At 45.2% G+C, this 25,663-nt stretch carries 23 protein-coding genes; 13 read left to right on the forward strand and 10 right to left on the reverse strand.

Annotation, left to right across the window (positions count from 1 at the left end):
• Window positions 1-8: 8 nt before the first annotated feature.
• Genes DC077_RS05905 through ndhC form a run of 4 tightly spaced genes read right to left on the reverse strand, consistent with a single transcriptional unit; the run spans window position 9 to window position 2,813 of the window.
• Window positions 9-1,274 carry an NADH-quinone oxidoreductase subunit D gene (locus DC077_RS05905; protein WP_109201680.1) on the reverse strand — a complete coding sequence of 422 codons (1,266 nt, stop codon included), beginning with the start codon at window positions 1,272-1,274 and terminating at the stop codon, window positions 9-11.
• A gap of 3 nt (window positions 1,275-1,277) precedes the next feature.
• Entirely contained in the window at window positions 1,278-1,976 is a 699-nt protein-coding gene (locus DC077_RS05910; RefSeq protein ID WP_109201679.1) for an NADH-quinone oxidoreductase subunit C, read from the reverse strand.
• Between the two features lie 7 nt (window positions 1,977-1,983).
• Entirely contained in the window at window positions 1,984-2,469 is a 486-nt protein-coding gene (locus tag DC077_RS05915; protein WP_094567547.1) for a NuoB/complex I 20 kDa subunit family protein, read from the reverse strand.
• Window positions 2,460-2,813, reverse strand: a complete 354-nt coding sequence (gene ndhC, locus DC077_RS05920) for an NADH-quinone oxidoreductase subunit A (protein WP_094567548.1) — start codon at window positions 2,811-2,813, stop codon at window positions 2,460-2,462. Before ndhC ends, DC077_RS05915 begins: the two co-directional genes overlap by 10 nt.
• 202 nt (window positions 2,814-3,015) lie before the next feature.
• On the opposite strand from ndhC, the gene DC077_RS05925 reads away from it, so the two are divergent.
• Genes DC077_RS05925 through DC077_RS05935 form a run of 3 tightly spaced genes read left to right on the forward strand, consistent with a single transcriptional unit; the run spans window position 3,016 to window position 7,057 of the window.
• On the forward strand, window positions 3,016-4,257 hold the full coding sequence (locus DC077_RS05925; protein WP_109201678.1) for an amidohydrolase: 1,242 nt from the start codon (window positions 3,016-3,018) through the stop codon (window positions 4,255-4,257).
• Between the two features lie 57 nt (window positions 4,258-4,314).
• Complete coding sequence (gene hemB, locus DC077_RS05930; protein ID WP_109201677.1) at window positions 4,315-5,316, forward strand: porphobilinogen synthase; 1,002 nt, start codon at window positions 4,315-4,317, stop codon at window positions 5,314-5,316.
• Window positions 5,317-5,350: 34 nt separating this feature from the next.
• Window positions 5,351-7,057 carry a proline--tRNA ligase gene (locus DC077_RS05935; RefSeq protein ID WP_109201738.1) on the forward strand — a complete coding sequence of 569 codons (1,707 nt, stop codon included), beginning with the start codon at window positions 5,351-5,353 and terminating at the stop codon, window positions 7,055-7,057.
• A gap of 207 nt (window positions 7,058-7,264) precedes the next feature.
• Here the strand turns inward: DC077_RS05935 and tsaB are convergent, their stop codons facing one another.
• Genes tsaB through ettA form a run of 3 tightly spaced genes read right to left on the reverse strand, consistent with a single transcriptional unit; the run spans window position 7,265 to window position 9,882 of the window.
• Window positions 7,265-8,029, reverse strand: a complete 765-nt coding sequence (gene tsaB, locus DC077_RS05940) for a tRNA (adenosine(37)-N6)-threonylcarbamoyltransferase complex dimerization subunit type 1 TsaB (RefSeq protein WP_109201676.1) — start codon at window positions 8,027-8,029, stop codon at window positions 7,265-7,267.
• 2 nt (window positions 8,030-8,031) lie between these two features.
• Window positions 8,032-8,199 carry a zinc-finger domain-containing protein gene (locus tag DC077_RS05945; RefSeq protein WP_109201675.1) on the reverse strand — a complete coding sequence of 56 codons (168 nt, stop codon included), beginning with the start codon at window positions 8,197-8,199 and terminating at the stop codon, window positions 8,032-8,034.
• Window positions 8,200-8,211: 12 nt separating this feature from the next.
• The gene (gene ettA, locus DC077_RS05950) at window positions 8,212-9,882 is read right to left on the reverse strand and encodes an energy-dependent translational throttle protein EttA (RefSeq protein WP_109201674.1); all 1,671 of its coding nucleotides are present in this window, start codon (window positions 9,880-9,882) and stop codon (window positions 8,212-8,214) included.
• 449 nt (window positions 9,883-10,331) lie between these two features.
• Here ettA and DC077_RS05955 point away from each other — a divergent pair, with 449 nt between their 5' ends.
• The 9 genes from DC077_RS05955 (at window position 10,332) to phnD (ending at window position 20,721) form a co-directional block, all read left to right on the forward strand.
• Window positions 10,332-11,300: a quinone oxidoreductase family protein gene (locus tag DC077_RS05955; protein WP_109201673.1), complete on the forward strand. Its 969-nt coding sequence runs from the start codon at window positions 10,332-10,334 to the stop codon at window positions 11,298-11,300.
• 327 nt (window positions 11,301-11,627) lie between these two features.
• Window positions 11,628-12,503 (forward strand): sulfite exporter TauE/SafE family protein, encoded by an 876-nt coding sequence (locus DC077_RS05960; RefSeq protein WP_109201672.1) that lies wholly within the window; start codon window positions 11,628-11,630, stop codon window positions 12,501-12,503.
• A gap of 323 nt (window positions 12,504-12,826) precedes the next feature.
• Window positions 12,827-14,140, forward strand: coding sequence for a sn-glycerol-3-phosphate ABC transporter substrate-binding protein UgpB (gene ugpB / locus DC077_RS05965; protein ID WP_109201737.1), 1,314 nt, complete (start codon window positions 12,827-12,829; stop codon window positions 14,138-14,140).
• 71 nt (window positions 14,141-14,211) lie between these two features.
• The gene (gene ugpA / locus DC077_RS05970; RefSeq protein WP_109201671.1) at window positions 14,212-15,087 is read left to right on the forward strand and encodes a sn-glycerol-3-phosphate ABC transporter permease UgpA; all 876 of its coding nucleotides are present in this window, start codon (window positions 14,212-14,214) and stop codon (window positions 15,085-15,087) included.
• A gap of 2 nt (window positions 15,088-15,089) precedes the next feature.
• On the forward strand, window positions 15,090-15,935 hold the full coding sequence (ugpE, locus tag DC077_RS05975) for a sn-glycerol-3-phosphate ABC transporter permease UgpE (protein ID WP_109201670.1): 846 nt from the start codon (window positions 15,090-15,092) through the stop codon (window positions 15,933-15,935).
• A gap of 133 nt (window positions 15,936-16,068) precedes the next feature.
• A complete protein-coding gene (locus DC077_RS05980) occupies window positions 16,069-17,274 on the forward strand; it encodes an ABC transporter ATP-binding protein (RefSeq protein WP_109201669.1) in 1,206 nt (401 codons plus the stop codon).
• Window positions 17,275-17,282: 8 nt separating this feature from the next.
• On the forward strand, window positions 17,283-18,104 hold the full coding sequence (locus DC077_RS05985) for a glycerophosphodiester phosphodiesterase family protein (RefSeq protein WP_109201668.1): 822 nt from the start codon (window positions 17,283-17,285) through the stop codon (window positions 18,102-18,104).
• A gap of 241 nt (window positions 18,105-18,345) precedes the next feature.
• The gene (locus tag DC077_RS05990) at window positions 18,346-19,029 is read left to right on the forward strand and encodes an MBL fold metallo-hydrolase (protein WP_109201667.1); all 684 of its coding nucleotides are present in this window, start codon (window positions 18,346-18,348) and stop codon (window positions 19,027-19,029) included.
• 708 nt (window positions 19,030-19,737) lie between these two features.
• Window positions 19,738-20,721: a phosphate/phosphite/phosphonate ABC transporter substrate-binding protein gene (gene phnD, locus DC077_RS05995; RefSeq protein WP_109201666.1), complete on the forward strand. Its 984-nt coding sequence runs from the start codon at window positions 19,738-19,740 to the stop codon at window positions 20,719-20,721.
• A 28-nt stretch (window positions 20,722-20,749) separates the two neighbouring features.
• Here phnD and mnmC1 read toward each other — a convergent pair whose 3' ends face one another.
• Window positions 20,750-22,138 carry an FAD-dependent 5-carboxymethylaminomethyl-2-thiouridine(34) oxidoreductase MnmC1 gene (mnmC1, locus tag DC077_RS06000; RefSeq protein ID WP_109201665.1) on the reverse strand — a complete coding sequence of 463 codons (1,389 nt, stop codon included), beginning with the start codon at window positions 22,136-22,138 and terminating at the stop codon, window positions 20,750-20,752.
• A 378-nt stretch (window positions 22,139-22,516) separates the two neighbouring features.
• Between mnmC1 and DC077_RS06005 the strand changes: the two genes are divergently transcribed.
• Window positions 22,517-23,029: a DUF1307 domain-containing protein gene (locus DC077_RS06005; RefSeq protein ID WP_109201664.1), complete on the forward strand. Its 513-nt coding sequence runs from the start codon at window positions 22,517-22,519 to the stop codon at window positions 23,027-23,029.
• Between the two features lie 161 nt (window positions 23,030-23,190).
• Here the strand turns inward: DC077_RS06005 and DC077_RS06010 are convergent, their stop codons facing one another.
• Both DC077_RS06010 and DC077_RS06015 read right to left on the reverse strand, forming a co-directional pair.
• A complete protein-coding gene (locus DC077_RS06010; protein ID WP_157953497.1) occupies window positions 23,191-24,465 on the reverse strand; it encodes an ABC transporter permease in 1,275 nt (424 codons plus the stop codon).
• The gene (locus DC077_RS06015) at window positions 24,458-25,651 is read right to left on the reverse strand and encodes an ABC transporter permease (protein WP_157953498.1); all 1,194 of its coding nucleotides are present in this window, start codon (window positions 25,649-25,651) and stop codon (window positions 24,458-24,460) included. Before DC077_RS06015 ends, DC077_RS06010 begins: the two co-directional genes overlap by 8 nt.
• Window positions 25,652-25,663 lie beyond the last annotated feature (12 nt).

Consider the following 25,663-nt stretch of genomic DNA (forward strand, 5'->3'; position numbering starts at 1 on the left):
TGATTAAACTAGCGGTCAATATCCCCAAACACCATGTCTTGTGTTCCAAGTATTGCAACTAAGTCAGATAACATATGGCGTTTTGCCATCTCTTCTGTTGCGGAGATATGGGCAAATCCTGGCGCTCTCAATTTTACGCGGTAAGGTTTATTCGCTCCATCTGATACGAGATAGACACCAAACTCCCCTTTAGGATGTTCTACAGCAGCATACGCTTCCCCTTCAGGAACACAGAAGCCCTCTGTAAAGACCTTAAATTGTTGAATGAGTGATTCCATACCCTCTTTCACATCCCGTCTTTGGGGAATTGTAACGCGGCTATCGGTACTCATAACTGGCCCCTTATTTTCACGGAGCCATTTGATACATTGCATCATCAAATGTGCTGACTGCTCCATCTCTTCAAGTCTTACCAAGAAGCGGTCATAACAGTCACCATTTACCCCAACCGGCACTTCAAAATCGAGTTGATCATAGACAGAGTAAGGTTGTGTTTTACGAAGGTCCCATGCAACCCCTGAACCACGAAGCATTGGGCCGGTGAAGCCTAATTCAATCGCACGCTCAGCAGAGACAGCACCAATTCCAACAACACGCCCTTTCCAGATACGGTTACCGACGAGTAAATTACGATACTCCACCATATTCTGCTTTAAGAAACGCTCACAGAAATCTTCTAAATAATCGAGTACATCGCCTTGACGCGCCGCATTGATTCGCTCAAGTTTCTTCTTCGAACGGAATTTGCTCGGCTCATATTTTGGCATTGTGTCAGGAAGATCTTTCGCAACACCACCGACACGATAGTAGAAGGGATGGATACGCGCACCGGTGATCGCCTCTTGCGCATCATAGAGTTCTTCACGGTCACGGAAGCAGTAGAGAAGCATCGCCATCGCCCCTAAGTCATGTCCATGTGCTCCCAACCACATCAAGTGGTTCATAATACGAGTCGCTTCATCCATCAATACGCGGATATATTGCGCTCGAATCGGCACCTCAATTCCGAGAAGCTTCTCCACCGCTAAGACAAATGCATGCTCATTATTTAAGCAGGAGCAGTAATCTAAGCGATCGAGATAACCGATCGATTGAGTATAAGGTTTTGCTTCCATCAACTTTTCAGTACCACGATGGAGTAGACCAATATGAACGTCAGCACGCTCAACCGTCTCCCCTCGGAGTTCAAGAATCATCCGCATAACACCGTGAGCGGCGGGATGTTGAGGACCGAAGTTAATTGTATAGTTTTCAATATTTGTCGTTGTTGTCATCTCTTACCCCTTACGAATCATACGTGGAATATTGACGCGTGATTCAATCGATACTGGTTGATAGACCACACGGCGTAACTCTTCGTCATAGATCACCTCCACATTTCCTGTGAGAGGGAAATCTTTACGAAGCGGATGACCGATAAATCCATAGTCAGTTAAGATTCTGCGAAGATCGGGATGATTCTTAAAGGCAATTCCAAACATATCGAAGACTTCACGCTCATACCAGTTAGCGCCGCTCCAGATATCGGTTACAGAATCCACCATAGGAATCACATTATTCTGCTCTCCATCGAGATAACATTTCACCCGAAGACGCGCATTATGACTCAAAGATAAGAGATGATAGACCACAGCAAAACGCTCACTCATCGAGGCTTTGTAGGCAGTTGCTTCAAGATGTTCCCCTGCACGGCCAACCGCCTGAGGTGTCGTTCCACGGCTAAAGCCATGATTGGAAGCTTCTACATCCCACTCAGTTAAACCGTAAGCGGCATAGTCAACAGCGGTGATATCGGTCACCTGCTCAAACTTGATCGCTTCATTATGGGCTAAAACCTCCATCACTTCATGAACGTTGTTAGACGCAATCGTAATGGTTAACTCTCCGTATTGGAGGACCGACTTTAAGATCTTGTCACCGAGCGTACTCTCTAATGTCTCAAGTAGCTCTTCTGGATTTCTAATAAATTTAGCCATCTTACACCTACCCTAATCTTGCAATCGTGCTAGTTCTTTTGATCTTATCGTGAAGACGTAAGATACCAAACATCAATGCTTCCGCAGTTGGTGGACAACCAGGAACATAGACATCAACAGGAACGACACGATCTGAACCGCGAACAACTGAGTAGGAGTAGTGATAGTAGCCCCCACCATTAGCACATGATCCCATTGAGATCACCCATTTTGGATCAGGCATCTGGTCGTAGACTTTACGCAATGGAATTGCCATCTTATTTGTCAATGTTCCAGCAATAATCATCAGATCCGATTGTCTTGGGGATGCTCTAAAGACGGCGCCTCCAAATCGGTCTAAGTCATATCGCGCCGCACCCACGTGCATCATCTCCAATGCACAACAGGCAAGACCAAAGGTCACAGGCCATAAGGAACCTGTCCTCGCCCAGTTAATGGCTGAATCGAGAGTTGTTGTGACAAACCCCTCTTCTAATCTAGCTTCTAATCCCATTCAAGCGCTCCCTTCTTCCACTCATACGCAAAACCGACTGTCAGTAAAACCAGAAAAACTACCACAGCCATTATGCCGGGTAGTCCAATCAGTTTCATGGCGGTCGCCCAAGGTATCAGGAAGATTAACTCTAAGTCGAAAATAATAAAAAGAATTGCGATAAGAAAGAAGCGGACATCGAACTTCATACGGGCATCTTCGAATGCCTCAAATCCGCTCTCATATGGAGATAGCTTTTCAGCGTTAGGGGCATTCGGCCCTAAAAAATATCCAAGGGCTACCAGAATGCCGGCGAAGACAATACTGAAGCCTACAAAGACCGCTACAGGAAGATATTCCATCATAGCCAATTTTCCTCCAAGACTTTGATTTTACTCATAGATTGATATAAACAAGTGCAAAGCCTACCCGACTCGCCACCGAATATGCTTCAAAACACTGACATGAAATTGTATCCTAACCCCACTATACTAATGGATTAATGGATAAAATTAAAGTTTATCCGCAATTATACTTTTTGGATACTGATCCCAATTGGAGACCGCTATGAACAACTATGACCGCATCTCAAGACTCCTTAAAAACCCCGACTCTCCGCTGATCAAATTCCTAAAGGAGAATGAGGTTCAGTTCAGAGCGTTACGCCAAAAATTACATCGTTACCCAGAGCTCTCGCGAGAAGAATTTAATACCGCAAACTTGATCGAGGACAAACTTCGTGCTTGGAATATTCCCACAGAGCGTCTAACAGAGACAGGTGTTATCGGTATTTTACAGAAAGGGGATTATCAAAATGCGCCTCGCGTTGCCCTTCGTGCTGATACTGATGCGCTTCCTATTACAGAGAAAGGGGATCACCCCCACTGCTCGCAAACACCTGGAGTGATGCATGCATGTGGCCATGATGGACATACAACAATGCTCCTTGCCGCGGCACAATATCTTGCACTAGAGGCGGAGTTTGATGGCACCATTATCTTTATCTTCCAACCTGATGAGGAGGATCAAGCCGGTGCACGACGCATGGTAGAAGCTGGCCTTTTTGAGAAATTCCCCGTCGATGCTGTCTATGCGATGCATAACTTTCCCGGCGCTGAACAGGGTGAGATCCTTATCCGGAAGGGTCCGCAGATGGCAGGTACCTGTGAGATCCATATCGATATCCTCTCTAAAGGCGGACATGCTGCACACCCTTATCAGACCACCGATACCGTACTTGTCGCCTCTGAGGTTGTCGTAGGCTTGCAATCGATCGTCTCGCGCAATATCTCCGGCATCGATTCTGCGGTGATCACTATCGGCGCTATTCATGGGGGTAATGCGAATAATGTTATTCCCAATAGAGTCTCCCTCTTAGGCACATTACGCTACTTCGACCTTGAGATTCGAGATCGAATCAAAGCGCGGATCAAACAGTTAACGGAAGGAATCTGTAGTGCTTATGGCGCTACCGCTGAAGTGCGCCTAATCGATGGCTATATCCCTACAATCAATCATGATCAAGAGACCGCGATTGCGATAGAGGCAGTCAACAATCTCATGCAAGAAGATTTTATTATCCGAAATAAGGTCCCCTCGATGGGCGCGGAAGATTTCGGCTTTATGTTACATGCTTGCCCGGGTGCCTACTTCTATATCGGCAATGATCGTGATGGAAAATTTGTAGGACTCCATACCGATCAATATGATTTTAATGATGACAATATCTTAATCGGTGGCGCACTCTGGAGCGAGCTTGCTCTCCATTTTTTAAAGCGAAAAGCAGCTTCTTCCGATCAGAACAAATAACTAAAAATGGAATAAGATGAAAATGATATACTATTCACCTTTGCAAGGAGGAAGTCTATGAATATCACAAAACCCCTATATCGCCCCCGCAGAATGCGCCGTAATCCTGCGATTCGTCAACTCGTTCAGGAGAGCTTTTTTGATCTCAATGACCTCATCTGCCCGATCTTTGTGGAAGAGAATATTGATGAAAAAGTTGAAATTAAGACCCTTCCAGGTGTCTATCGCTATCCTGAAAAAGAATTAGCAAAAGAGGTAGCAGAACTTCAGGCTTTAGGAATTCGCTACATTATGCCTTTTGGGATCTCTCACCATAAAGATGAGACAGGAAGCGATACCTGGGATGATGATGGCTTTCTTGCACGCATGATCCGCACAATTCGTGAAACAGCGCCGGAGATGGTGATTATTCCTGATATCTGCTTTTGTGAATATACCTCACATGGCCATTGCGGTGTGATCTGTCACGGTGAAGTAGATAATGATGCCACCATTGAAAATCTTGCAAAACAGGCGGTAACCGCCGCAAGAGCCGGCGCCGATATCTTAGCGCCTTCTGGCATGATGGATGGTCAGATCCGTGTGATCCGTGAAGCTCTTGATGCTGCTGGATTTGAACACGTCGGGATTTTAGCCCATGCGATTAAATTCTCCTCCGCTTTTTATGGCCCTTTCCGCGAAGCGGTGAACTCCGAGTTAAGTGGAAACCGAAATGGTTATCAAGCTGATTTTGCAAATGGCCGACAAGCAATGATTGAAGCTGCGCTTGATGAGGAAGAGGGTGCCGATATCTTAATGGTGAAACCTGGAACGCCTTATCTCGATCTCTTAGCACGCTTACGGGAGAGAACCGATCTACCATTAGCATCCTACCAAGTGGGAGGTGAATATGCGGCGATTAAGTTTGCAGCACTTGCCGGAGCACTTGATGAGAAGGCAGTCGTTGCAGAGACACTTATTGGATTTAAACGTGCAGGGGCAGATATGATTGTCAGCTACTACACAAAAGAGGTAGCAACTTGGCTGAAAAATGGAGAGATCTCCAGCCTCAGCCGATAAGATCACAATTGATCAGAGGATCTTTTATTACGATATGAAAACAAGTCAATTTTTAATTAGTACACTCCGCGATACGCCTAATGATGCGGAGATTAAGTCACACCAATTGATGCTTCGTGCCGGCCTTATTCGCCGCGTTACTTCCGGAATCTATAGCTGGAGTCCACTCGGTCTTCGCGTCCTTAAGAAGACAGAGGCGATTGTCCGAGAAGAGATGAATAATGCCGGTGCATTAGAGATGTTAATGCCCTCAGCGCAACCGGCAGAGCTCTGGATTGAATCGGGACGTTGGGAGCAATTTGGCCCAGAACTTCTCCGCTTTAAGGATCGTCACACCCGTGAATATTGCTTAGGACCGACCCATGAAGAGGTGATTACCGACTTTGCTCGTCAAGAATTAAAGAGCTATCGTCAACTACCGATCAACTTCTACCAGATCCAGTGGAAGTTCCGTGATGAGATTCGTCCCCGCTTCGGTGTTATGCGCTCTCGAGAATTCTTAATGAAAGATGCTTACTCATTCCATATCGATGCTGAGTCGCTCGATGAGACCTACAACAAGATGTATCGCGCCTACTCCAATATTCTTGATCGCCTCGATCTCGAATATCGCGCCGTTTTTGCAGACTCAGGCGCTATTGGCGGTAGTAAATCACAAGAGTTCCATGTGATCACCCAAGCGGGCGAAGATGCGATTGTCTACTCAACCGAATCAGATTATGCGGCTAACGTTGAAGCGGCAGAAGCGATCGCCATAGGTGTTCGCGGAGAAGCAACTAGCCCACTTAAGAAAGTGGAGACCCCAAATGTTCACTCTATTGAAGATTTGGCAAAATTCCTCAACTCTCCGGCGGAGATGCATCTCAAGACGCTTATTCTTCATGGGAAAGAGGATGAACTTATTGCCGTCTGCCTCCGAGGCGATCATGAGCTCAATGAAGTGAAGGCGGAAAATAGTGGCCTCTTTAAAACCCCTCTTCAATTTGCCACCGATGAAGAGATTGCTGAACAACTCAACACAACGCCGGGATCGATCGGTCCTGTTAATCTGCCGATTCGTATGGTATTTGATCGTCAAGCGGCATTGATGAGCAACTTCAGTTGTGGCGCTAATGAGACAGGATTCCACTATATCGGCGTCAATATCGGCCGTGATCTTCCTGAGCCAGAAGTGCTCGACTTAAGAGAAATTAAGGTGGGAGATCCTTCCCCTTGTGGTAAAGGTACCATTGCGATGGCACGCGGTATTGAAGTAGGTCATATCTTCCAATTAGGAGATCGCTACTCTAAAGCGATGAATGCTACCGTTCTTGACCAAAATGGAAAAGCAACCGTTATGCAGATGGGCTGCTACGGTATCGGTGTTACCCGAATCGTTGCTGCCGCAATTGAGCAGCGCAATGATGACGCCGGCATTATCTGGCCTAAAGCGATTGCCCCCTTTACCCTCTCATTGATTCCGATGAACTATGGGAAATCGGCCTTAGTAAAAGAGACAACAGATCGACTCTATGATGAGCTGATGGCGCTTGGAATCGATGTTCTCTTAGAAGATCGTAATATTCGTCCAGGTGAAGCTTTTAGCGATCATGAATTGATCGGGATTCCTTTCCGCATTGTTGTCGGAGATCGCACCTTGAAAAATGGTGAAGTGGAATTTAAAGCTCGAGGTGATGAAGAAGCAACGATGGTCCCGCTCGATCAAGTTGTTGAGTTTGTAAAAGCGCAGATTCTCGCTTAATCGCAACGATTCTTTCAAGATAGAAACTCTTGCCAAACAAAAGATCTACCAAATTACTCTGGTAGATCTTTTTTATTTGTATCTCTCTTGCATCTGTCTTGCATCTATCTTAGATCTGCTTCATAGCTTGTAGCCTTTTTAGGCTTTTTAATCTTTCTTAGGTTCTCGATCTGATCTCTTCACCTAAGAAAAGCTTCAGCCAAGGGCTTAACCCTCAGCCTTCTCTTTTGCCTTCTCCGCGCGAAAAGCTTTCTGCTCTTCGATGGTCATTGCGATATTGTGCCGCAGATAGACCGGAGAGACTTGATCGGCATAGAGTCCTAAACCTCGCTCAAGATCCCGTTTTGCCAAAAGCGCAATATCACCAGCCCGAGGATAGTGACGATCCTCTACCAAGGTCGCAGCTAATCGTGTCAGTGCTTCCTCATCTAAGAGCCAGCCATCGCCAACGCCATAGAGTGTGACATTCTCATATTGACCTGTCTTCGCCTCGATACTCTCTCGAATATCTTCCACGCGCGCATAGATCTCCGCTAAAGTATTGACCTGATCTTTCTCAATAATCTTGAGATCACCCTCTTCATCGAGTCCATAGATCGCCCAATAGACCTCATTCATCTTGGCATCGATCATCGGCATCACTAATGCATCTGGATGCTCCTCTAAAATGGGATAGGCTAATGCCGCAAGCGTCGAGATCGGAACAATCGGCCTTTCAAGACCGGCACCTAAACCTTGGATAAAGCCGCAAGCGATTCTTAAACCGGCAAAGCTCCCAGGACCTACCGCAAAGGCTAATCCATGAAGCTCACTCAATTCAATCTCCGCCGCCTCAATCACCTCTTCGGTCATCGGCTTGAGAAGCTCGATATGTTTCCGCGGTGCCACAGAGAGCCGTTCGACAATCTCGCCATTGACATAGACCGCGGCCGAACAGGCTTCCATTGATGCATCAACTGCTAAAATTTTCATGCTTATTCAACGATATACTCTGTACTACAGTAAGGACAACGCACTTTCCCATCATCATTTGGCGCAAGGTAGACGCGAGGATGATAACCCCATGCATCAACATCGATTGGGGGACAACAGATGGGAAGTTCCGCTTCTGTTAATTCTACTTCTTTCTGCTCTAGTGCCATAATCTCTACTCCTTAGCGTGAAATCGGTTTGTACTTAATACGTTGTGGATTGTCTGCATCATCCCCTAAGCGACGGCGACGATCCGCTTCATACTCTTCGTAGTTTCCTTCAAACCATTCTACATGAGAATTTCCTTCAAAGGCTAAAATATGTGTTGCAATTCGATCGAGGAACCAACGGTCATGGGAGATAACGACGACACAGCCAGCAAAAGCTAAGATCGCATCTTCCAATGCACGCAAGGTCTCAATGTCGAGATCGTTCGTCGGCTCATCGAGCAGAATCACATTCCCGCCGGAACGAAGGACTTTCGCTAAATGGACGCGATTGCGCTCACCACCGGAGAGATCTTTAATAAACTTCTGCTGATCCGAGCCTTTAAAGTTAAAGCGGCCACAATAGGCTCGTGATGGCGTCTCATAGGTACCGACGCGAATAATATCAGATCCGCCGGAGATCTCTTCCCAGACAGTTTTAGAACCATCGAGCGTATCGCGGCTCTGATCAACATAGGCTAATTGAACGCTCTCCCCGACACGGAAAGTTCCCTCATCAGCCTCTAATTGTCCGGTCATCAACTTAAAGAGCGTCGATTTACCGGCGCCATTTGGCCCGATCACCCCAACAATCCCTCCACGTGGAAGATTGAAGCTTAAATCTTCATAGAGAAGCTTATCGCCAAAGGCTTTTGCCACCCCATTGGCTTCAATCACTAAATCACCTAAGCGAGGACCTGGTGGAATATAGATCTCCATTGTCTCATTACGCTCTTGGAACTCTTGGCTCTCAAGCTCTTCAAAACGTGCAAGACGTGCTTTCGACTTCGTTTGACGTCCTTTAACACCTTGACGTACCCACTCAAGCTCTTTCTTAATCGCTTTTGCACGGGATTCTTCCTGCTTAGCTTCCTGCTCTAGGCGTTTGTTCTTCTGCTCAAGCCAGCTTGAGTAGTTTCCTTCATAAGGAATTCCATGACCACGGTCTAACTCTAAAATCCAGCCCGCCACATTATCTAAGAAGTAACGGTCATGCGTTACAGCAACAACAGTTCCCGGATAATCATGTAAGAAGCGCTCAAGCCAAGCAACCGATTCTGCATCGAGATGGTTTGTCGGCTCATCGAGCAGTAACATATCAGGCTTAGAGAGAAGCAATTTACAGAGTGCAACACGGCGACGTTCACCCCCTGAGAGCGTTGCTACATCACGATCCATCGGTGGAAGGCGTAGCGCATCTGCAGCGATCTCTAATTGACGCTCTAAGTTATGTCCATCTGTTGTTGCTAAAATAGCCTCAAGCTCAGCCTGTTTTGCAGCTAATGCATCAAAATCTGCATCTGGCTCTGCGTAAGCGGCATAGACCTGATCGAGCTCTTCTTGTGCTTTTTTAATATCACCTAACGCTTCTTCAAGGTTGCCACGAACATCGAGCTCCTCATTGAGCTTTGGTTCTTGCTCAAGATAACCAATCTTCGTCCCAGGTTGAACGCGTGCTTCACCCTGAATATTGGTATCTACCCCCGCCATAATGCGAAGAAGTGTTGATTTACCGGCACCGTTTAATCCTAAAACCCCAATTTTCGCCCCTGGAAAGAAGGAGATTGAGATATCTTTTAAGATCTCACGATTAGGCGGTACGATTTTACTGACACGATTCATCGTGTAGATAAATTGTCCTGACATATAACTTAAATCCTTATCTTAAAGATTATAGATGAGGAAGGCTGAGGGATTCTGACGGCTCAATGCCGATCTTACGAATTGAATCTTACTCATCGATATGAGATTGACTCACTATCGAATCCCGCGAAAGGCTCCCTCAACGATCTGTTTACAAATAATTTCCCCGATATTCTACCCCATATTCCCCTAAATTGATCCTTATGATGGGAGAATTATTTCATTGGCTTAAAAAATATATTCCCCTTTTTGTGGGGAAAATGCTTCTACAATCACAATCAATCCCTACTGACAGCCCCCTTCTGACCGTGATATGGTAAAGGTCGAAGGCGGATAGAAAGCCCATTAGAGCGCTTAAGAGAAGCGTATTACACAAACTGTAGCGATCTGATCTATAACGATCTTATATAGAATCTTATATAGATCATATAAATGAGTCTGAGGAGAAAATAATGAGTTACCAAATTACCTTAAAAGCCCAGGGCGATATCTCTAACTTTGAGCAGCAGGAGATCACCCTCTCCCCGCCTCAATCGGGAGAAGTGCGCATTGAACAGAAAGCCATTGGGCTCAACTTTATCGACACCTACCATCGAGATGGGCTCTATCAATTAGAGACCCCCACCGTGATTGGTCAGGAGGGTGCAGGAATTATCACTGCTGTGGGAGAAGATGTAACCCAATTTAATATTGGCGATCGCGTCTGTTATGCCAGCGTTTTAGGGGCTTATGCCTCAGAACGTAATATCACCACAGATCGATTAATTAAGATTCCAAGTAGCATCTCCTATGAAGAGGCTGCCTCCTCCCTCATTCGTGGGGGAACCGCGAGCTATCTTCTCTTTGATCTCTTTCAACTCAAGCCGGAACATACCACACTGATCCATGCCGGTGCCGGCGGTGTCGGCCAGATCCTGATCCAGTGGGCAAAAGCGATCGGGGCTACCGTGATCACCACCGTTAGTACAGAGGAGAAGGCTGAGGTTGTGCGGATGCTTGGCGCTGATTTAGTGATCAATTATCGCACTGAAGACTTTGTGAAGAAGGTTCGAGAGTTTATTCCGGAAGGAGTTGATGTGGTCTATGATGGGGTCGGCAAGGAGACCTTTATCCCCTCATTAGATACATTAAAGCCTTTAGGAATGATGGTCTCCTTTGGGAATGCATCGGGGGCGCCACCGGCAATCTCTCCGCTTCTCCTTCTCGAAAAGGGAAGCCTATTTCTAACGCGTCCTAACCTCAATGCCTACACCGCAACAAAAGAGCGCTATCGAACAGTCATGGATCGCTGGTTCTTAGCGCTCAGTAGTGGAAAGATTAAGCTCTCTTTACAACAGAAGTTCCCTCTCTCGGAAGTCGGCCGTGCCCATCAGGCATTAGAAAATCGCGAGATTATTGGCTCGGCAGTTCTTATTCCTTAAGGATTTCTAAGCAGTAAAGCGTGATTTAAAACAACATTATGAGAAAAGAAGAGAAAAAGCGAGGATTCCTCGCTTCTTTTATTTCTATAAAAGATTACAATAGGAGGTTATTTCATTCTATCGATTTACATTATCTGTTTAGACTATCTGTTTAGATCTTCTATTGAGACTCAATTAAGAACCCCTAAAAGATCTTCTAAAGGATCAGTCGAGCACTTTAACTTAAGTTGTCTAGTCAAGTTGTCTAGTGAGCGATCTATTGAAGAGCTAGATCACTATTTGACACTGATTAACCCCCATCCTTAACTATGAGGTAATCTCTTAATTATGACTGAATTTATTGCGATGCTCTCCGGCGCCTTCTTTATCGGTTTTGCAGCACAGACCCACTGTGTGGGGATGTGTGGACCGGTGATTGGTATTCTAGGAATGAATAACTCCTATAAACGTATTCCGGCAGCCATTCTCTACAACCTTGGCCGGATCTCCACCTATACCCTCTTAGGTGTATTAGGAGGATTGATTGCCGCCTCCGTTTCCGATATCACTTCGATTCAATATGTGATTCGTTATGTGGCAGGAATTATTATGATTCTCATTGCGCTACAACTCTTTGGGCTTCCCCAATTTTTAGGTTTTATTGAGCGCCCCTTCCAACATATCTGGAAACCGATTCAGCGCTTCTCACAACGCTTCTTCCCTATTCGAACAGCGAAAGGAACCTATCTCGTGGGAATGATTTGGGGACTACTTCCTTGTGGCGCCGTCTATGGTCCACTTGCGGTGGCAATGGGTGCTGGTTCAGTCGCTAAATCAGCCGGTATTATGTTTGCCTTTGGTCTTGGAACGCTCCCTATTATGTTGGGACTTGCAATCTTTGGAAACTATATTGGTCACTTCTTTGCGAAAAAGGGGATTCGTCTTCTTGCAGGTTTACTGATCTTAGTGATGGCGATCTACTATCTCGGCTGGATTGCGCCGCAAGAGAAGGTGACTAAACGCGCTGCGATGGTTAGCCAACAGACCGATAAAGTGCGCGGTGGTGAGATGAGTGCTGCCGAAGTATTAGAGCAGATGCAAAAAGGGAGCATGAACCATGGTAAAAAGATGGAGATGAAAGCGGGAGATGCAGAGCAACCGATGCCCCACGCTATGACACCATCGATGCCGATGGAGCAAAATACCCACGACGCTAACCATTAAAATTGATGCTTTTACAAACAAGCGTTCTACAAACAAGCGTTCCTATAAGACCTTAAGCCCGATAATACGATTCATTCGTTAATTCATTAATTCGCTAATACACATTTATCTTATCAGCCATTGCGTAGTAAGGGTGTAACGAAGAGGCTTGAGGTCTTTTTTATCTCCATTTTTTATCTTCATTTTTTTGCGATTAAATTTCCGCTGTTAAACCGCTGTCATAAAGAATTTTTATACTTCTAACGTATTCAAAACCCTTGTTCAATGTTCCATTTCAATGTTCACAACTTTGTCATCAATACGTTTAAGGAATCTCTATGATATTGAAGATTAAAAAAATAGCAGCACTCTCCCTCTTAAGCGCTACTTTTATCTCTCCCCTTGCACTCGCTCAGACTGAAATTGAGTGGTGGCACTCGATGGATGGAGCGCTTACCGATTGGGTCAATGATTTAGCTGACGGTTTTAATGAATCGCAAACGGAGTTTAAGGTTATTCCTATCTATAAAGGGGATTATGAGCAATCGATGACCGCCGGAGTTGCCGCCTATCGAGCAGGAGAAGCTCCCGATATTCTACAAGTCTATGAGGTTGGAACCGCATCGATGATCTATGCCGATGGAGTGACAAAATCGGTAACAGAGATTATGCAAGAAAATGGGATCCCCTTCGATCTAAACAACTATATTCCTGCCGTTGCCAGTTACTATACAGCTCCTAATGGTGAGCTCCTCTCCCTCCCTTTTAACAGCTCCACCACGGTGATGTATTACAATAAAGATGCCTTTAAAAAGGCGGGGCTTGATGCGGAAAATCCCCCTAAAACGTGGGATGAAGTTCGTAAAGCCACAGAAGCTTTAAAAGCTGCCGGAGTGAGCTGCCCGATGACCACTGAATGGATGGGCTGGACGCAACTTGAGAGCTTCTCTGCCTGGCACAATGCCCCTTACGCTTCTGAAAACAACGGCTTTGATGGTTTAGGGGCGGAGTTACTTGTCAATCAACCGCTGCAATTACGTCACTTTAATAATCTCGATGCGATGGCAAAAGAGGGATTATTTCACTATAAAGGACGCGCAAGTGAAGCGGGACCTGCCTTTAGATCGGGCGAATGTGCCATCACCTTTGGCTCCTCTGCTAGTTATGCTGGCTTAAAACGAGATGCCAAATTTGAGTTTGGAGAATCGACCCTTCCCTACTACGCCGATGTTGAAGGCGCGCCACAAAATACCGTCATTGGAGGCGCAAGTCTCTGGGTTATGAATGGTAAACCGCTCGATCATTATAGAGGTGTTGCTCAATTTTTTGATTATATCTCTCAACCTGAGATTCAGGCAGCAAGCCATATGCGAACGGGTTACCTTCCTGTGACAAAAGCCGCCTTTGAGATCACAGAGGCAAGTGGTTTTTATGAGGAGAATCCAGGAGCAAATGTCCCGGTAGAGCAGATGATCCGAAAAGCAACCGACAATACCCGCGGGATCCGCTTAGGTAATATGCTTCAAATCCGCGCGATTGTCGATGAAGAGACAGAGCAGATCTGGAGCGGTCAAAAGAATCCGGAAGCGGCTCTCAACAATATTGAAGAGCGCGGAAATCAACTCCTTCGCCGTTTTGAGCGCGTCAATAATCGATAGTATCAACTAAATAAACGGGGCGATTGCTCAAGATCGCTTCGTTTTTTATTGTCAAAAATAAGCGATCTACTATGAAATTATATTTTAAAGAGCAGCGTTGGCTGCCCTGGTTACTGATTCTCCCTCAGCTCGCCGTGATTGTCATTTTTTTCTACTGGCCTGCAGTCCAAGCGATGATTCAGAGCTTTCAGCTCGAAGATATCTTTGGGATTAGCCGGGAATGGGTGGGCTTTGAAAACTTTGTCACCCTCTTTAATAATCCCATCTATCGAGAAGCGATCTACACGACGCTCTACTTCTCCTTTTGGGTTACCTTTTTAGGCCTCACCATTGCGCTCCTCCTCGCCTTCTTTATGCAGAAGGTCTCCCGCGCCTTAGCCTTCTATCGAACGGCGCTCATACTCCCATATGCAGTCTCCCCGATTGTTGTTGGAGTACTCTGGACCTTTATGTTTGCTCCCTCCTTTGGGCTGATTTCATTTCTCTTAAAAGAGATAGGAATTGAGTGGAACCATCAATTAAATGCCGGGCAGGCGATGTGGCTTGTAATTATGGCCTCTATCTGGAAGCAGATCTCCTACAACTTTCTCTTCTTCTATGCCGGCTTACAGGCGATTCCTAAATCCCTCTCTGAAGCGGCGGCAATCGATGGCGCCGGTCCATGGCGGAGATTGATCTCCATTGAATTTCCGCTCTTATGGCCAACAACCTTCTTTCTCTGTGTGATCAATATTGTCTATGTCTTCTTCGATACCTTTGCCATTATCGATGCTCTAACCCAAGGAGGTCCCGGCAATGCCACCTCCACATTGGTCTACCGTATCTATTTTGATGGCTTTAAGAGTATGAATTATGGCAGTTCCGCAGCGCAATCGATTGTCTTGATGGGATTTGTTCTCCTTCTGACCATTATTCAATTTCGTTATATCGATAAAAAAGGAGCATAACCGTGATCGAAAATCGCAAGGGGCTAAAAGTCTTGGCCCATCTTACTATTATTGTGACGTTGCTGATGGTCTGCTTTCCGATCTATATCGCCATTATTGCTTCAACGCAGAGCGCAGAAGCAGTGGTCACGGCACCGCTCTCTCTTCTGCCGGGCGATCACTTTTGGGAGAATTATCAAACAGCCCTTTGGGGAAGTGGAAAAACAGCGACAATCTCCGCAGGAAGAATGCTCTGGGTCTCACTTGTGATGACATTTATCATCGCCATTGGAAAGATCGCTATCTCTATCACCTCAGCATTTGCTATTGTCTACTTCCGCTTTCCCGGCAGAATGATTCTTTTCTGGATCATCTTTATCACCTTAATGTTGCCGGTAGAGGTAAGGATTATCCCCACCTTTGATGTGGTTGCCAATCTTCACCTTCTCAATAGCTATGCCGGCTTGACCATTCCGCTTATCGCTTCGGCAACCGCAACCTTTCTCTTCCGCCAATTTTATAGCACGGTACCCGATGAGCTATTAGAGGCCGCTAGGGTCGATGGAGCGGGAGCGATGCGCTTTTTCAAAGATATTCTACTCCCTCTCTCGCGCCCAACCATCGCTGCGCTCTTTGTCATTCAATTTATCTATGGCTGGAATCAATATCTCTGGCCACTACTGATGACAACTCGCGAAGAGATGTTCTCTATTTCGGTCGGGCTACGACAGATGATGGGGAGCGGCGATGCCCTCGTCGATTGGAATATCGTAATGGCAACAACCGTCTTAATGTTAATTCCACCAATGATCATTATTCTCATAATGCAAAAGTGGCTAGTCAAAGGGCTGATCGACAGTGAGAAGTAAATCGGTGGAACAACACAATAATCTAATCACTCAACCACACAATCAAGTAATTAAATCATTTAGTAATCCAATAATTCAGCAATCAAGTAAGAAAGCAATAAAGAAAGCAATAATATAGCGAGGAGCAACAGAAGTGGCGAAAATTCAGTTACAAGGGATCACAAAACATTATGGAACAAAGCGGAAACCGGGCGCTCTTATCTTAAAAGGGATCGACATCGATATCGAAGATGGGGAGTTTATTGTCGTAGTGGGCCCATCGGGCTGCGGTAAATCGACACTCCTACGCGTTATTGCGGGATTAGAAGAAGCATCGAATGGGCGCATTATTATCAGTGAACATGATGTGACAAATCTTGAGCCATCCCAACGCGATATTGCAATGGTCTTTCAAAATTATGCGCTCTACCCTCATATGACTGTTCGGGAAAATATGGCCTATGGTGTTAAGCTCGCCAAAATGCCTAAGGTAGAGATTGAACGCCGCATCAAAGAGACCGCAAAGATGCTCGATATTGAGCAACATCTCGATAAGAAGCCGAGTGCACTTTCTGGAGGGCAGCGGCAGAGAGTCGCGATGGGACGCGCCATTGTTCGCAAACCAAAACTCTTTCTCTTTGATGAACCGCTCTCCAATTTAGATGCAAAACTGCGTACTTCCACACGCCTTGAGATTCGCCGGCGCCATAATGAGATCGGAATTACCTCTCTCTATGTAACCCACGATCAGACCGAAGCGATGACCCTTGCCGATCGGATGATTATTCTCAATAATGGCATGATTGAGCAGTTCGGCACACCGGAAGAGATCTTCCAACAGCCGGCATCCACCTTTGTTGCACATTTTATGGGATCACCGGCGATGAATCTTCTTCCTGTTACGATCGATAGAGAGGAAGTCTATTTTAAAAAAGAGAGACTCAATGGTGTTCGGGCTCCACAAAAGCTACTTAAAAAAGCGCAGAAAGAGTGGATCTTAGGCATTCGCCCTGAGCAGATTCATTTAGTTTCAAAGGCGTTAGAGTCCTCTCTAAAATCGGCTACAAACTCAGTTTCAGATTCGACTCAAATGCCGACAACAGACTCCACTTTAGAGAGCGCTTCCCTCTCCATTGAAGCAAACCTAACACTCACTGAGAATCTCGGCTCTGAGGTCTTGCTCTATTGTGATCTTGCCGGAGAGATGATTACTCTCAAGATTCCCCATACTGCTCAAAAAGTCGCTCAATATCGTTCTCGAGAAAAACTTTTCTTACAATTTCCAGAGCAACATCTCTTCTGGTTTGATCCAATAACTACTCAACGGATCGAAATAGATCACTCCATCTCCAAACTTTAAGGATCATTATGATAAGAGTTGAAAAAGAGACCACTCCCCATACGCTTACTAATCCTAACGCGTCCCCTTATCCCACCCTGATTGCCCATCGAGGTGCCGGTAAGGAGGCTCCCGAAAATACATTAACTGCATTCCGCTATGGTAGTCAGCAAGGTTTTACCATGTTTGAATGTGATGTGAAGCTCTCACAAGATCAAGAGCTCTTTCTGCTCCATGATACGACCTTAATGCGAACCACCAATGGTAAAGGGAGTGCTTATGAGTATTCTTGGGATGCGCTCTCTCGTCTAGATGCCGGAAGCTGGCACTCTGCTCAATATAGCGGAGAACCACTCGCCCGCTTTGAAAGCCTGATCAATTTTATCCTTAATAACCACTATCTCCTTGATGTAGAGATCAAACCCAATCCTGGAGAAGCTTATAAAACAGGTGTTGCAACGGCAAGCTTTCTCCAGAAAAAGATCATCGAATATCGATCACAGATACTTGATTTACCGCAGCCTCCTTTTCTTCTCTCCTCTTTTGCGCCAGAGGCACTACAAGGGGCCAAAGAGATTGCACCAGAAATTCCAAGAGCCTTACTTGTGAATGATTGGTCTCAGGGGGAGGCGACTATTTTTGAGCAGATCTCTCAATTATCCTGTTCTGGAATTATTCTAAACTACCAGATTGTCTCCTCCGAAATTATTGAAAAAGTGCATCAGATGGGAGGTTTTATTATGGTCTACACTGCAAATGAATGTTTACAGATCAATAAATTACTGAAAATGGGGGTCGATTCGGTTATTACCGATAATATGGATCTCTATAATATGGATCTTTCGCTGTAGATCTGAGCTTTAAGTTTTATATCTCAACCCTTACCAATAAACTTTTTAAGAGGCTGCATAACTTAAGAGTAATGATAGAGAGTAATCATAAAAGCAACCTAAAAGCTTAACTTTCGATCCTTTCAGCCATACGCTTGAATCTTGGCAAATAAGTGTGCATTTATCTCCCAAAGGGACCATAATGGAGGGATAATCACAGAAGTTACAGCTATAAAACAACGATAAAATTTAGGAGTAGCAGATGAGTAAGCGTTACAAAATTCATTCAAAAGTTTATGAGCGTTATGAAAACTTTATGCATATTATTGAAGATCTTGAGACACATGAAGCGATCATTATCGATCCTGCTTGGGATGAGGAGTACTTTACAGATGAGATCGAGCGCCTTGGCGTAAAACCTGTTGCTATCTGGTTAACCCATGGACATCATGATCATGTGAGCGCAGTGCAGATGCTACGAGATTTCTACCCAATGCCGGTCTATGCTTCTGAAGTTGAGATCGATTTTATCAACTCCTATCCTAAAGGGGATCTCCCCCCTGCTTTTCGTGAATTACCCGATGATGTGATTCCCTTGGCAGATAATGATACTCTCTCCTTTGCCGGCGAAGAGGTTAGAATTATTCATACCCCTGGTCATAGCCCTGGATCGATCTGCTATCTCTTCTCTGATGATATTATTACCGGCGACACCCTCTTTGTCGATGGTGCCGGTCGAGCTGATCTGACAGGATCCGATCCGGAAGCACTCTTTCACTCACTCAACCGCCTTGTAGATGAAGTTCCCCACCATGTCACAATCCATACCGGACATGCCTATGGACCATCAGCAACAGCGACCTTAAAAGATCAGATCATCAGCAACCCGTTCCTACAACGCATTAATGATCAGGAAGAATTTATCAATTATCGGATGAGTCGCTAAGAACACAGACTCATAGCATTGATTGAACATTGACTGAGATCGCCCAACTAGAGATCGCCAACTGCGATCTCTTAAGATCTCTTAATTATCGTTAGCTATCACTCACGATCCCCGGCTTCAACTGAATCAAATCAATTGATTCAGCTTATCGACAACAATACCAATCGACCCTTATAAAGGACATCACGATTAAAATTAAGGTCAAAATTAAGATCAAAGTTCAAATTCAGTTTTAAGATCTAGATTAAGATTGGAATGCGCTAATATTCATCGATTATCAAAATGTAAATTAAAATAATAACTTGAAAATCATTCACCCCTCTAAAATAAATAATTGAAAATATTTGTTAGCATCAATACGTCATTATCGGTAAGTGACGGATATTATTAGCAACTTCCCTCAAGTTATAGCTCACTTCTTGCGCCCCCCCCCAACAGAATAAAATTATTGTAAACGTTATTTATTTTTTTAAAAAAAATGCGATACTAATCGCAAAAATGATAATAAAATAGATTATCGTGCCAGTATGATGGTGATTATTTCACCATAATAATCAAAATATTAATGTTTGTTAATGTTTATTAATGTTTGTTAACCGATCCCGGTAATATTGGGACGGAAGCGCACTTTGATAAGTCCGCTCTAATCATTTAAATATTGATATAGCACCATCAAATAAATATTAAGGGAATATTGAGATAATAGTAATGAAGCAAATAATGAAGCAGATCATCCATATTTACCACTCAACTATTACATACCTTCTTACAGCACTTCTCCTCTCACTGCTCTCTCTGCCGATGTTGCTCGCAGCGCCCGCAACCAATGAGAAGAAATTGCAAGAATCGCTCGATCCCCGCTACTATGACCTCGATGGCGATCTCCTTGCTGATACCCCACTGCTCCCGCAGTTACAGATCGATCCCCCCACGTTGATTATCTCCATTGTTCCTAATGGTGATGAGCACGCTTATGCCCATCAATTAACCCCATTCTTTAACCATCTTCGAAGCTGCTTACAGCGCCCTGTAATCTTCTATCCGATGCAGAGTAGTTGTGCGGAGGTAGAGGCGATGCGCAACGGCTTTATCCATATTGCAAGCTTCTCTGCTGGGGCACTTATTCATGCCGTTAATCGTGCTGGGGCAATTCCCTTTGCCAGTAAAGGGACAGAAGAGGGACTCCTCAAAACCGATATGATTGTAATTGTACGCCAAGACAGCCCAATCTATACGCTACAAGACCTAAAAGGGACACGCGTCGCACATGTCAATTTCGCCTCAAGTGCGGGGCATCTTGCTGCGCTCTCCCTCTTTCCTGCCGAAGGGATTATTCCGGGAGAAGATTATGAGATCTTCTTCTCAGGCAAACATCGGCAATCGATCTTTGGGGTGAAAGCGGGGGATTATGATGCCGCCCCAATCGCCCAAGAGGTGCTCGATCGCTTAGTAGCACTCAATTTAGTGAGCTATGATGATTTTCGTATTATCTACCGTAAAGGCTCCGCCCCTTTTGCCGCTTTTACCTATGCGCACAATTTAACCCCCGCCCTTAAAGAGGAGATCCAAAGTTGTTTCTACAACTACCGCTTTCCCGAGGAGATGCAGCAGATCTATTTAGGTGCCGATCGTTATCTCCCCATCAATTATCAAGAGGAACTTCGGGCGCTTCAGCAGATCTGCACGCCATAAAAGCATCTATCCCTTTCTCATCAAGAAATCAAGAGGGCTCACCTTCAAGCGATTGATTAAAGCGTAAGGCATGGTAATAGAAACGATTGGGATGGAGCGCACTTTTTAGCGCATCTGACAGCGGGGTTAGAGTGTACTGAGCCCTCTCTTCAGGCGCCCCAACAATATACTCTCGCAAGAGTGCCGCACTAATAGGCGCGGAGATCATTCCTCGCGAACCATGTGCCGTTGTTAGATAGAGTCCTCTCTCCCAAGGTACAGGTCGATCAGGAACTGCTTTCGCATCAGCGCGAATAGCCGCAAAATCCTCCATAAAATGGGAGCGATTAGCAATAGGTCCCACAATCGGCATCGATCCCATTGCGCTAGCTCTTGTCGCTGCACGCCCATCAAGAGCTTTCGCCTCTAAAGCATCCTTCTCCATCTCTTCATCTAGTCCGAAAAGCGCGGCTAACTGTGGCGAGCTCTTCGTTAACATCGCAATATTTTCTCGATGCTCCTCTTCAGTGAGATATCCACCAGGCTGATGCCGGCGAAATGTCGCACCAAAGGTACTCTTTTTGATCATACCACCCTTTGCAGGTGCAATATATCCTTCACCACTAATTACCATCTTTAAAGGATTATCTTGCTCAATTGTAGTGGTCTGCCCTCTTACCACCGTAAAGGGAAGATGACAGCAAGGATCTAGCTGCGCGACCCCTTCTGCCATCGCTAAAATAACCCCTTTACTCCAAAAGTGTGTACCATCTTCACAATGCACATGCCACAATGGCGTAGATTCCCCCTGACTCTCCTGACAAATCTCAATAACCCGTTTATGACATAGTGGCTCCACAGCAGCACTATTGAGAAGTGCTGAGACAAATGCCGGCGGTGAAACCCAACCTGATGTGGGAAAGTAGAGCCCACCGGCAGTCACCGATACTCCGGCAAGTTGCGTCGCCTGTTCTTGATCTACCCACTGCAATAGCGAGTCGGGATACTGCTGTGCTAACTGTTGCTGCTTCTCCTGCTCTTTCGGCGAACGTGCTAATTGAATCAAACCACAATCATCCCAGTCGATACCTCGCGTTAAGAGTGACTGCTCTGTCAATTGGTGCAATAGCGCTCGAACATAGTGCAATCCGGAGATCAAGAGCTCATTTTGAACTGGCGTATAGGGGGAGAGTTTAAGATAGAGCATTCCTTGCAGATTCCCTGATCCTTGTGTCGCAACCTCTCCCTCCGCTTCTAACAGAAGTATCCGAAATCCTGCATTCGTAAGTTCATAAGCAGCTGTAGCCCCAGCAATCCCCGCTCCTACAATAATAAAATCATACTGTGGAGCCTCTAGCGCAGTCTCAATCGAGTGCGCATCCTCTTCCCAATCGATCTTAGGCGCCTGATACCAAGGAACCGCCTCCCCTTTTGTCATCCTTAACCTCTCTCTTTTAATCTCTTTTAGTTTCTTTTAGTTTCTTTTAATTTCTTGTATCTCTTTTTAACATCTTTCTCAGTCTCTTCTCTAGCATCTCGTCTCATCTCCCTGACAGATCTTTGACCCATTCAATCATTGATTGCTCATTTTAACGGATCCCCACTTTTATCAGCAGGATCATGGTCATCTATTACACATTCTATGACACACTCTCCTCTGCTTATAACAAACCACCTCGCAAATGAACGATCACCACAATTTTAATGCCCATTCTTAAACTCTAGCGCGAAGATCATAGCATCTCCGCGCTTTGTTCTATAGAATGGAAACCATTGAGCTATTTATCAACAATCGAAAAGAGAGTAAGAGACGAGAATGAAAAACTTATTGAAGATCGGAGCCGCGCTGCTCCTTGCCGTAACCCTTGCCGCCTGTATTGAAAAAGAGAGTACCCCCATTGAGCAAGAAGTAGCTGTTTATGAGCTTAACCAGCCCGGCATCACCATCGAGATGACACTCGTAGGGGAGAATGATCAGCTCGTTGAGCAGAGTACCGAGAGCATTATTGAGTATCAATTAATTGGCGCCAAAAATGCAGCTGAAGCAAAGGTGATTCTCGATGAGTTAACTGGCTATGTTGATTATAGCAATGTTAAAGGGATTACCTATGAGATCACTTATGGCGAAAAATCTGCCAATGAGAAAATAGCTGTCGATCTTAAAAGAGCAGATCTTGTGGAGTTAGCTAATCTTCCCGGCACTGCTTTTGAGGGCGATCCGACAATGGCGATCAGCTACTCAGCAACCGGCGATATGTTAGAGAGCTCAGGATTTATTAAACAACGCCCGACTGAAACGCCGGCAACCGAAAATAATGAACAAGAATGAAGAACGAAAATAAAAAAGTAGTGGCTAAAGAATCTAGCATCCACGACTAGGATCAAATAGAGACAAAAAAAGCTGAAGCAAATTCTCTTCAGCTTTTTTATCATTTCTCATAATCGATCTACTTCTCTCTACCTTTAGCTTCTTCAGCTCCGAAAGTAGCCTCAGAAACGGCTGTATCCGTCGCCGATTTCGCCCCCCTCTTCTTGAGAAGCCGCTACTGGAGAAGCCGTTACCGGAGACGTAACACTCTGTTCTACGATAAGCCCCTTCTGTAGACGGCGATAGTAACGGGTCATCATAAAGAGCGCTAATAGGCCATAGACCCCTAATTGTATCACCAAGAGTATCAGCTCCGGAATAATATTACTAAAGCCACCGCCCATCTGATTTATAGTAATCATGCTTGTAATTGCAGGAAAGACGGGCATGAGGTAGGTAAAGATTCGCAATCCCCAAGGGATCATCTCTGTTGGCCAACTCATTCCGGAGAGGAAGAAGATCAGCATACTAGAGGGCAGGATAATTAGGAAGACAGAGTCAAACTTTCTAAAGAAGAGACCAATAAAGGTACTCATAAAGATTGTCGCTGAGAGAAAGAGCAACCCAAAGAGCATCAATCTCGGTAAAGAGCCATGAAATGGGAGCTCATAGAAGATCGGTGTTATCCCCATATAACAGATAAAGATAACAATACTGACCATAAAATATGCCAGCCATTTACCGGCTAAGGTCATAAAAGCGACCACAAAGGGGGAGGCCTTCTGAGGGGCGATCAATCCCTTATCAAAATCTGAATTGCGCCCTAAGATCAGTGAGATCACCAATGCCAAGAAGAGGCATTGGAAGACAATGAGAACATAGACCGGAGGAATCACATAGGTCGCATACCCATTTTGGGGATTATAGAGGGGAACAACCACCGGTGTAATGGGAGTACTATTACCAAAAGCGATCGCAGGATCGACCCCCATCTGCACCTGTTTCGCCGCCCCAATTGAACGACTCATGGTCTTAACGACACTCTGGACCGCCGTCATCATCCGGCTATAGATAATGACATAACTTGCATCACCATAGAAGGAGAATCCACCACTTCGGCCACTTAAGATATTCTGCTCAAAACCAGGAGCAATATAGAAGATGCCATAAACCTCACGATTACGCATCATATGCTCTGCTTCATCCATTGTATGGACATGGCTAACAATCTCAATCCGATCTGTCGCGTTGAGTTTTCGTAAGATATCACGACTTAAGGTTGAATTATCGAGATCCACCACAACCGCCGGAGCATTACGCACCTCTTCATTATCATAAGGGATAGGATAGTAGAAGAAGTAGAGGAGCGCACCGGAAACGAGGATACTTACAATCGCCTCCACTGTGAAGATTCGATTAAACTCCTTTAGAAAGATCTGCAAAATAGTCTTAAACACGTTTTGCCCCCTTTTTATAGAGATGGAGTCTAATAATCACCACAATATAGGTCACCAGCGCAATTACCATCAACCAGAGAAGAGGCGATAGGTTATAGGGTAACTCGTGCCCACGAATAGTCTGATCGAGACGAACCTCAACATACCAGGTGATCGGAAGCACTGCGCCCCAGGCAATGGCATACCAACTCATCGCAATACGAGGGAAAAAGAGTCCAATAAAACCAAAAGCGGGAGAGGAGAAGCTACTCGCCGCTCCATAGTTGATCACCTTCTCCGGCAACCAAAGGGCAAAAACAGCAGCCCAGAGCTGAGCGGCAATAATAAAGAGTGCCGTCCCTAAATAGAGAATAAAGAGTGAACCGCGTATCGGCATATCAAAAAAGAGAATTAAGACTGCATCTAACACAATATGAACCGCCAAGAACCAGAGCAGATAGGGAATCATCTTATTGAAGAGGTAGCGGAAATAACTACCATTGGCCATTGCTAAGGGAACTGCAATTCCCCCTAATTTATATTTATCACGCACGATTGTAAAAACCATCGTTACCATAATAAGAATCTGTAACAAGGTCGGTACTACACCATTTGTTAAGGTGTAGTTATAATTCAATGTAGGGTTAAAGACCGGATGAATCTCTAACTCTATAGGAGAGAGTTGCTCTGCAGCAATAGGGCGAGCAACCCCTTGATTCATCATTGTCTCCGCTTGATAATTGGTGATAATTGATGTTAATGCTGAGGAGAAACCACTCTGTAGTGCAGAGCCGATCGACATATATTGATTGTTATAGAAGGTGGTCAGCTCAGGCGACTCATTGGCCAATAGAAGCTTCTCAAAGTCAGTTGGAATAAAGACAATCCCATAGACCTCCTGATTGAGAAGTCGCTGCTTGGCATCATGCAGTGAACTATCTCGCGCTGCGACTAATACCTGTGGCGATGCCGCGATATCTTGAATCAGCGAACGAGAGGTCACTGTCCGATCCATATCGACAACGGAGACCGGCATCTTCTGAATCACCCCTTGTGAAAGGAGGGCACTATAGAAGATCACCACCAATAACGGATAGATAAAGAGGGCGAAAAAGAGACTCTTCTCTCGAAAGATAAGACGCATCTCCCGGTAGAGAATGGAAAAATAGTGCTCTTTGACAACCGCTTCAGTAACTCTCGTTTCCATCGAAGTCCCTTG

Origin of the sequence: Ignatzschineria cameli (genome assembly GCF_003121895.1) — a bacterium.
Lineage (GTDB): Bacteria > Pseudomonadota > Gammaproteobacteria > Cardiobacteriales > Wohlfahrtiimonadaceae > Ignatzschineria > Ignatzschineria cameli.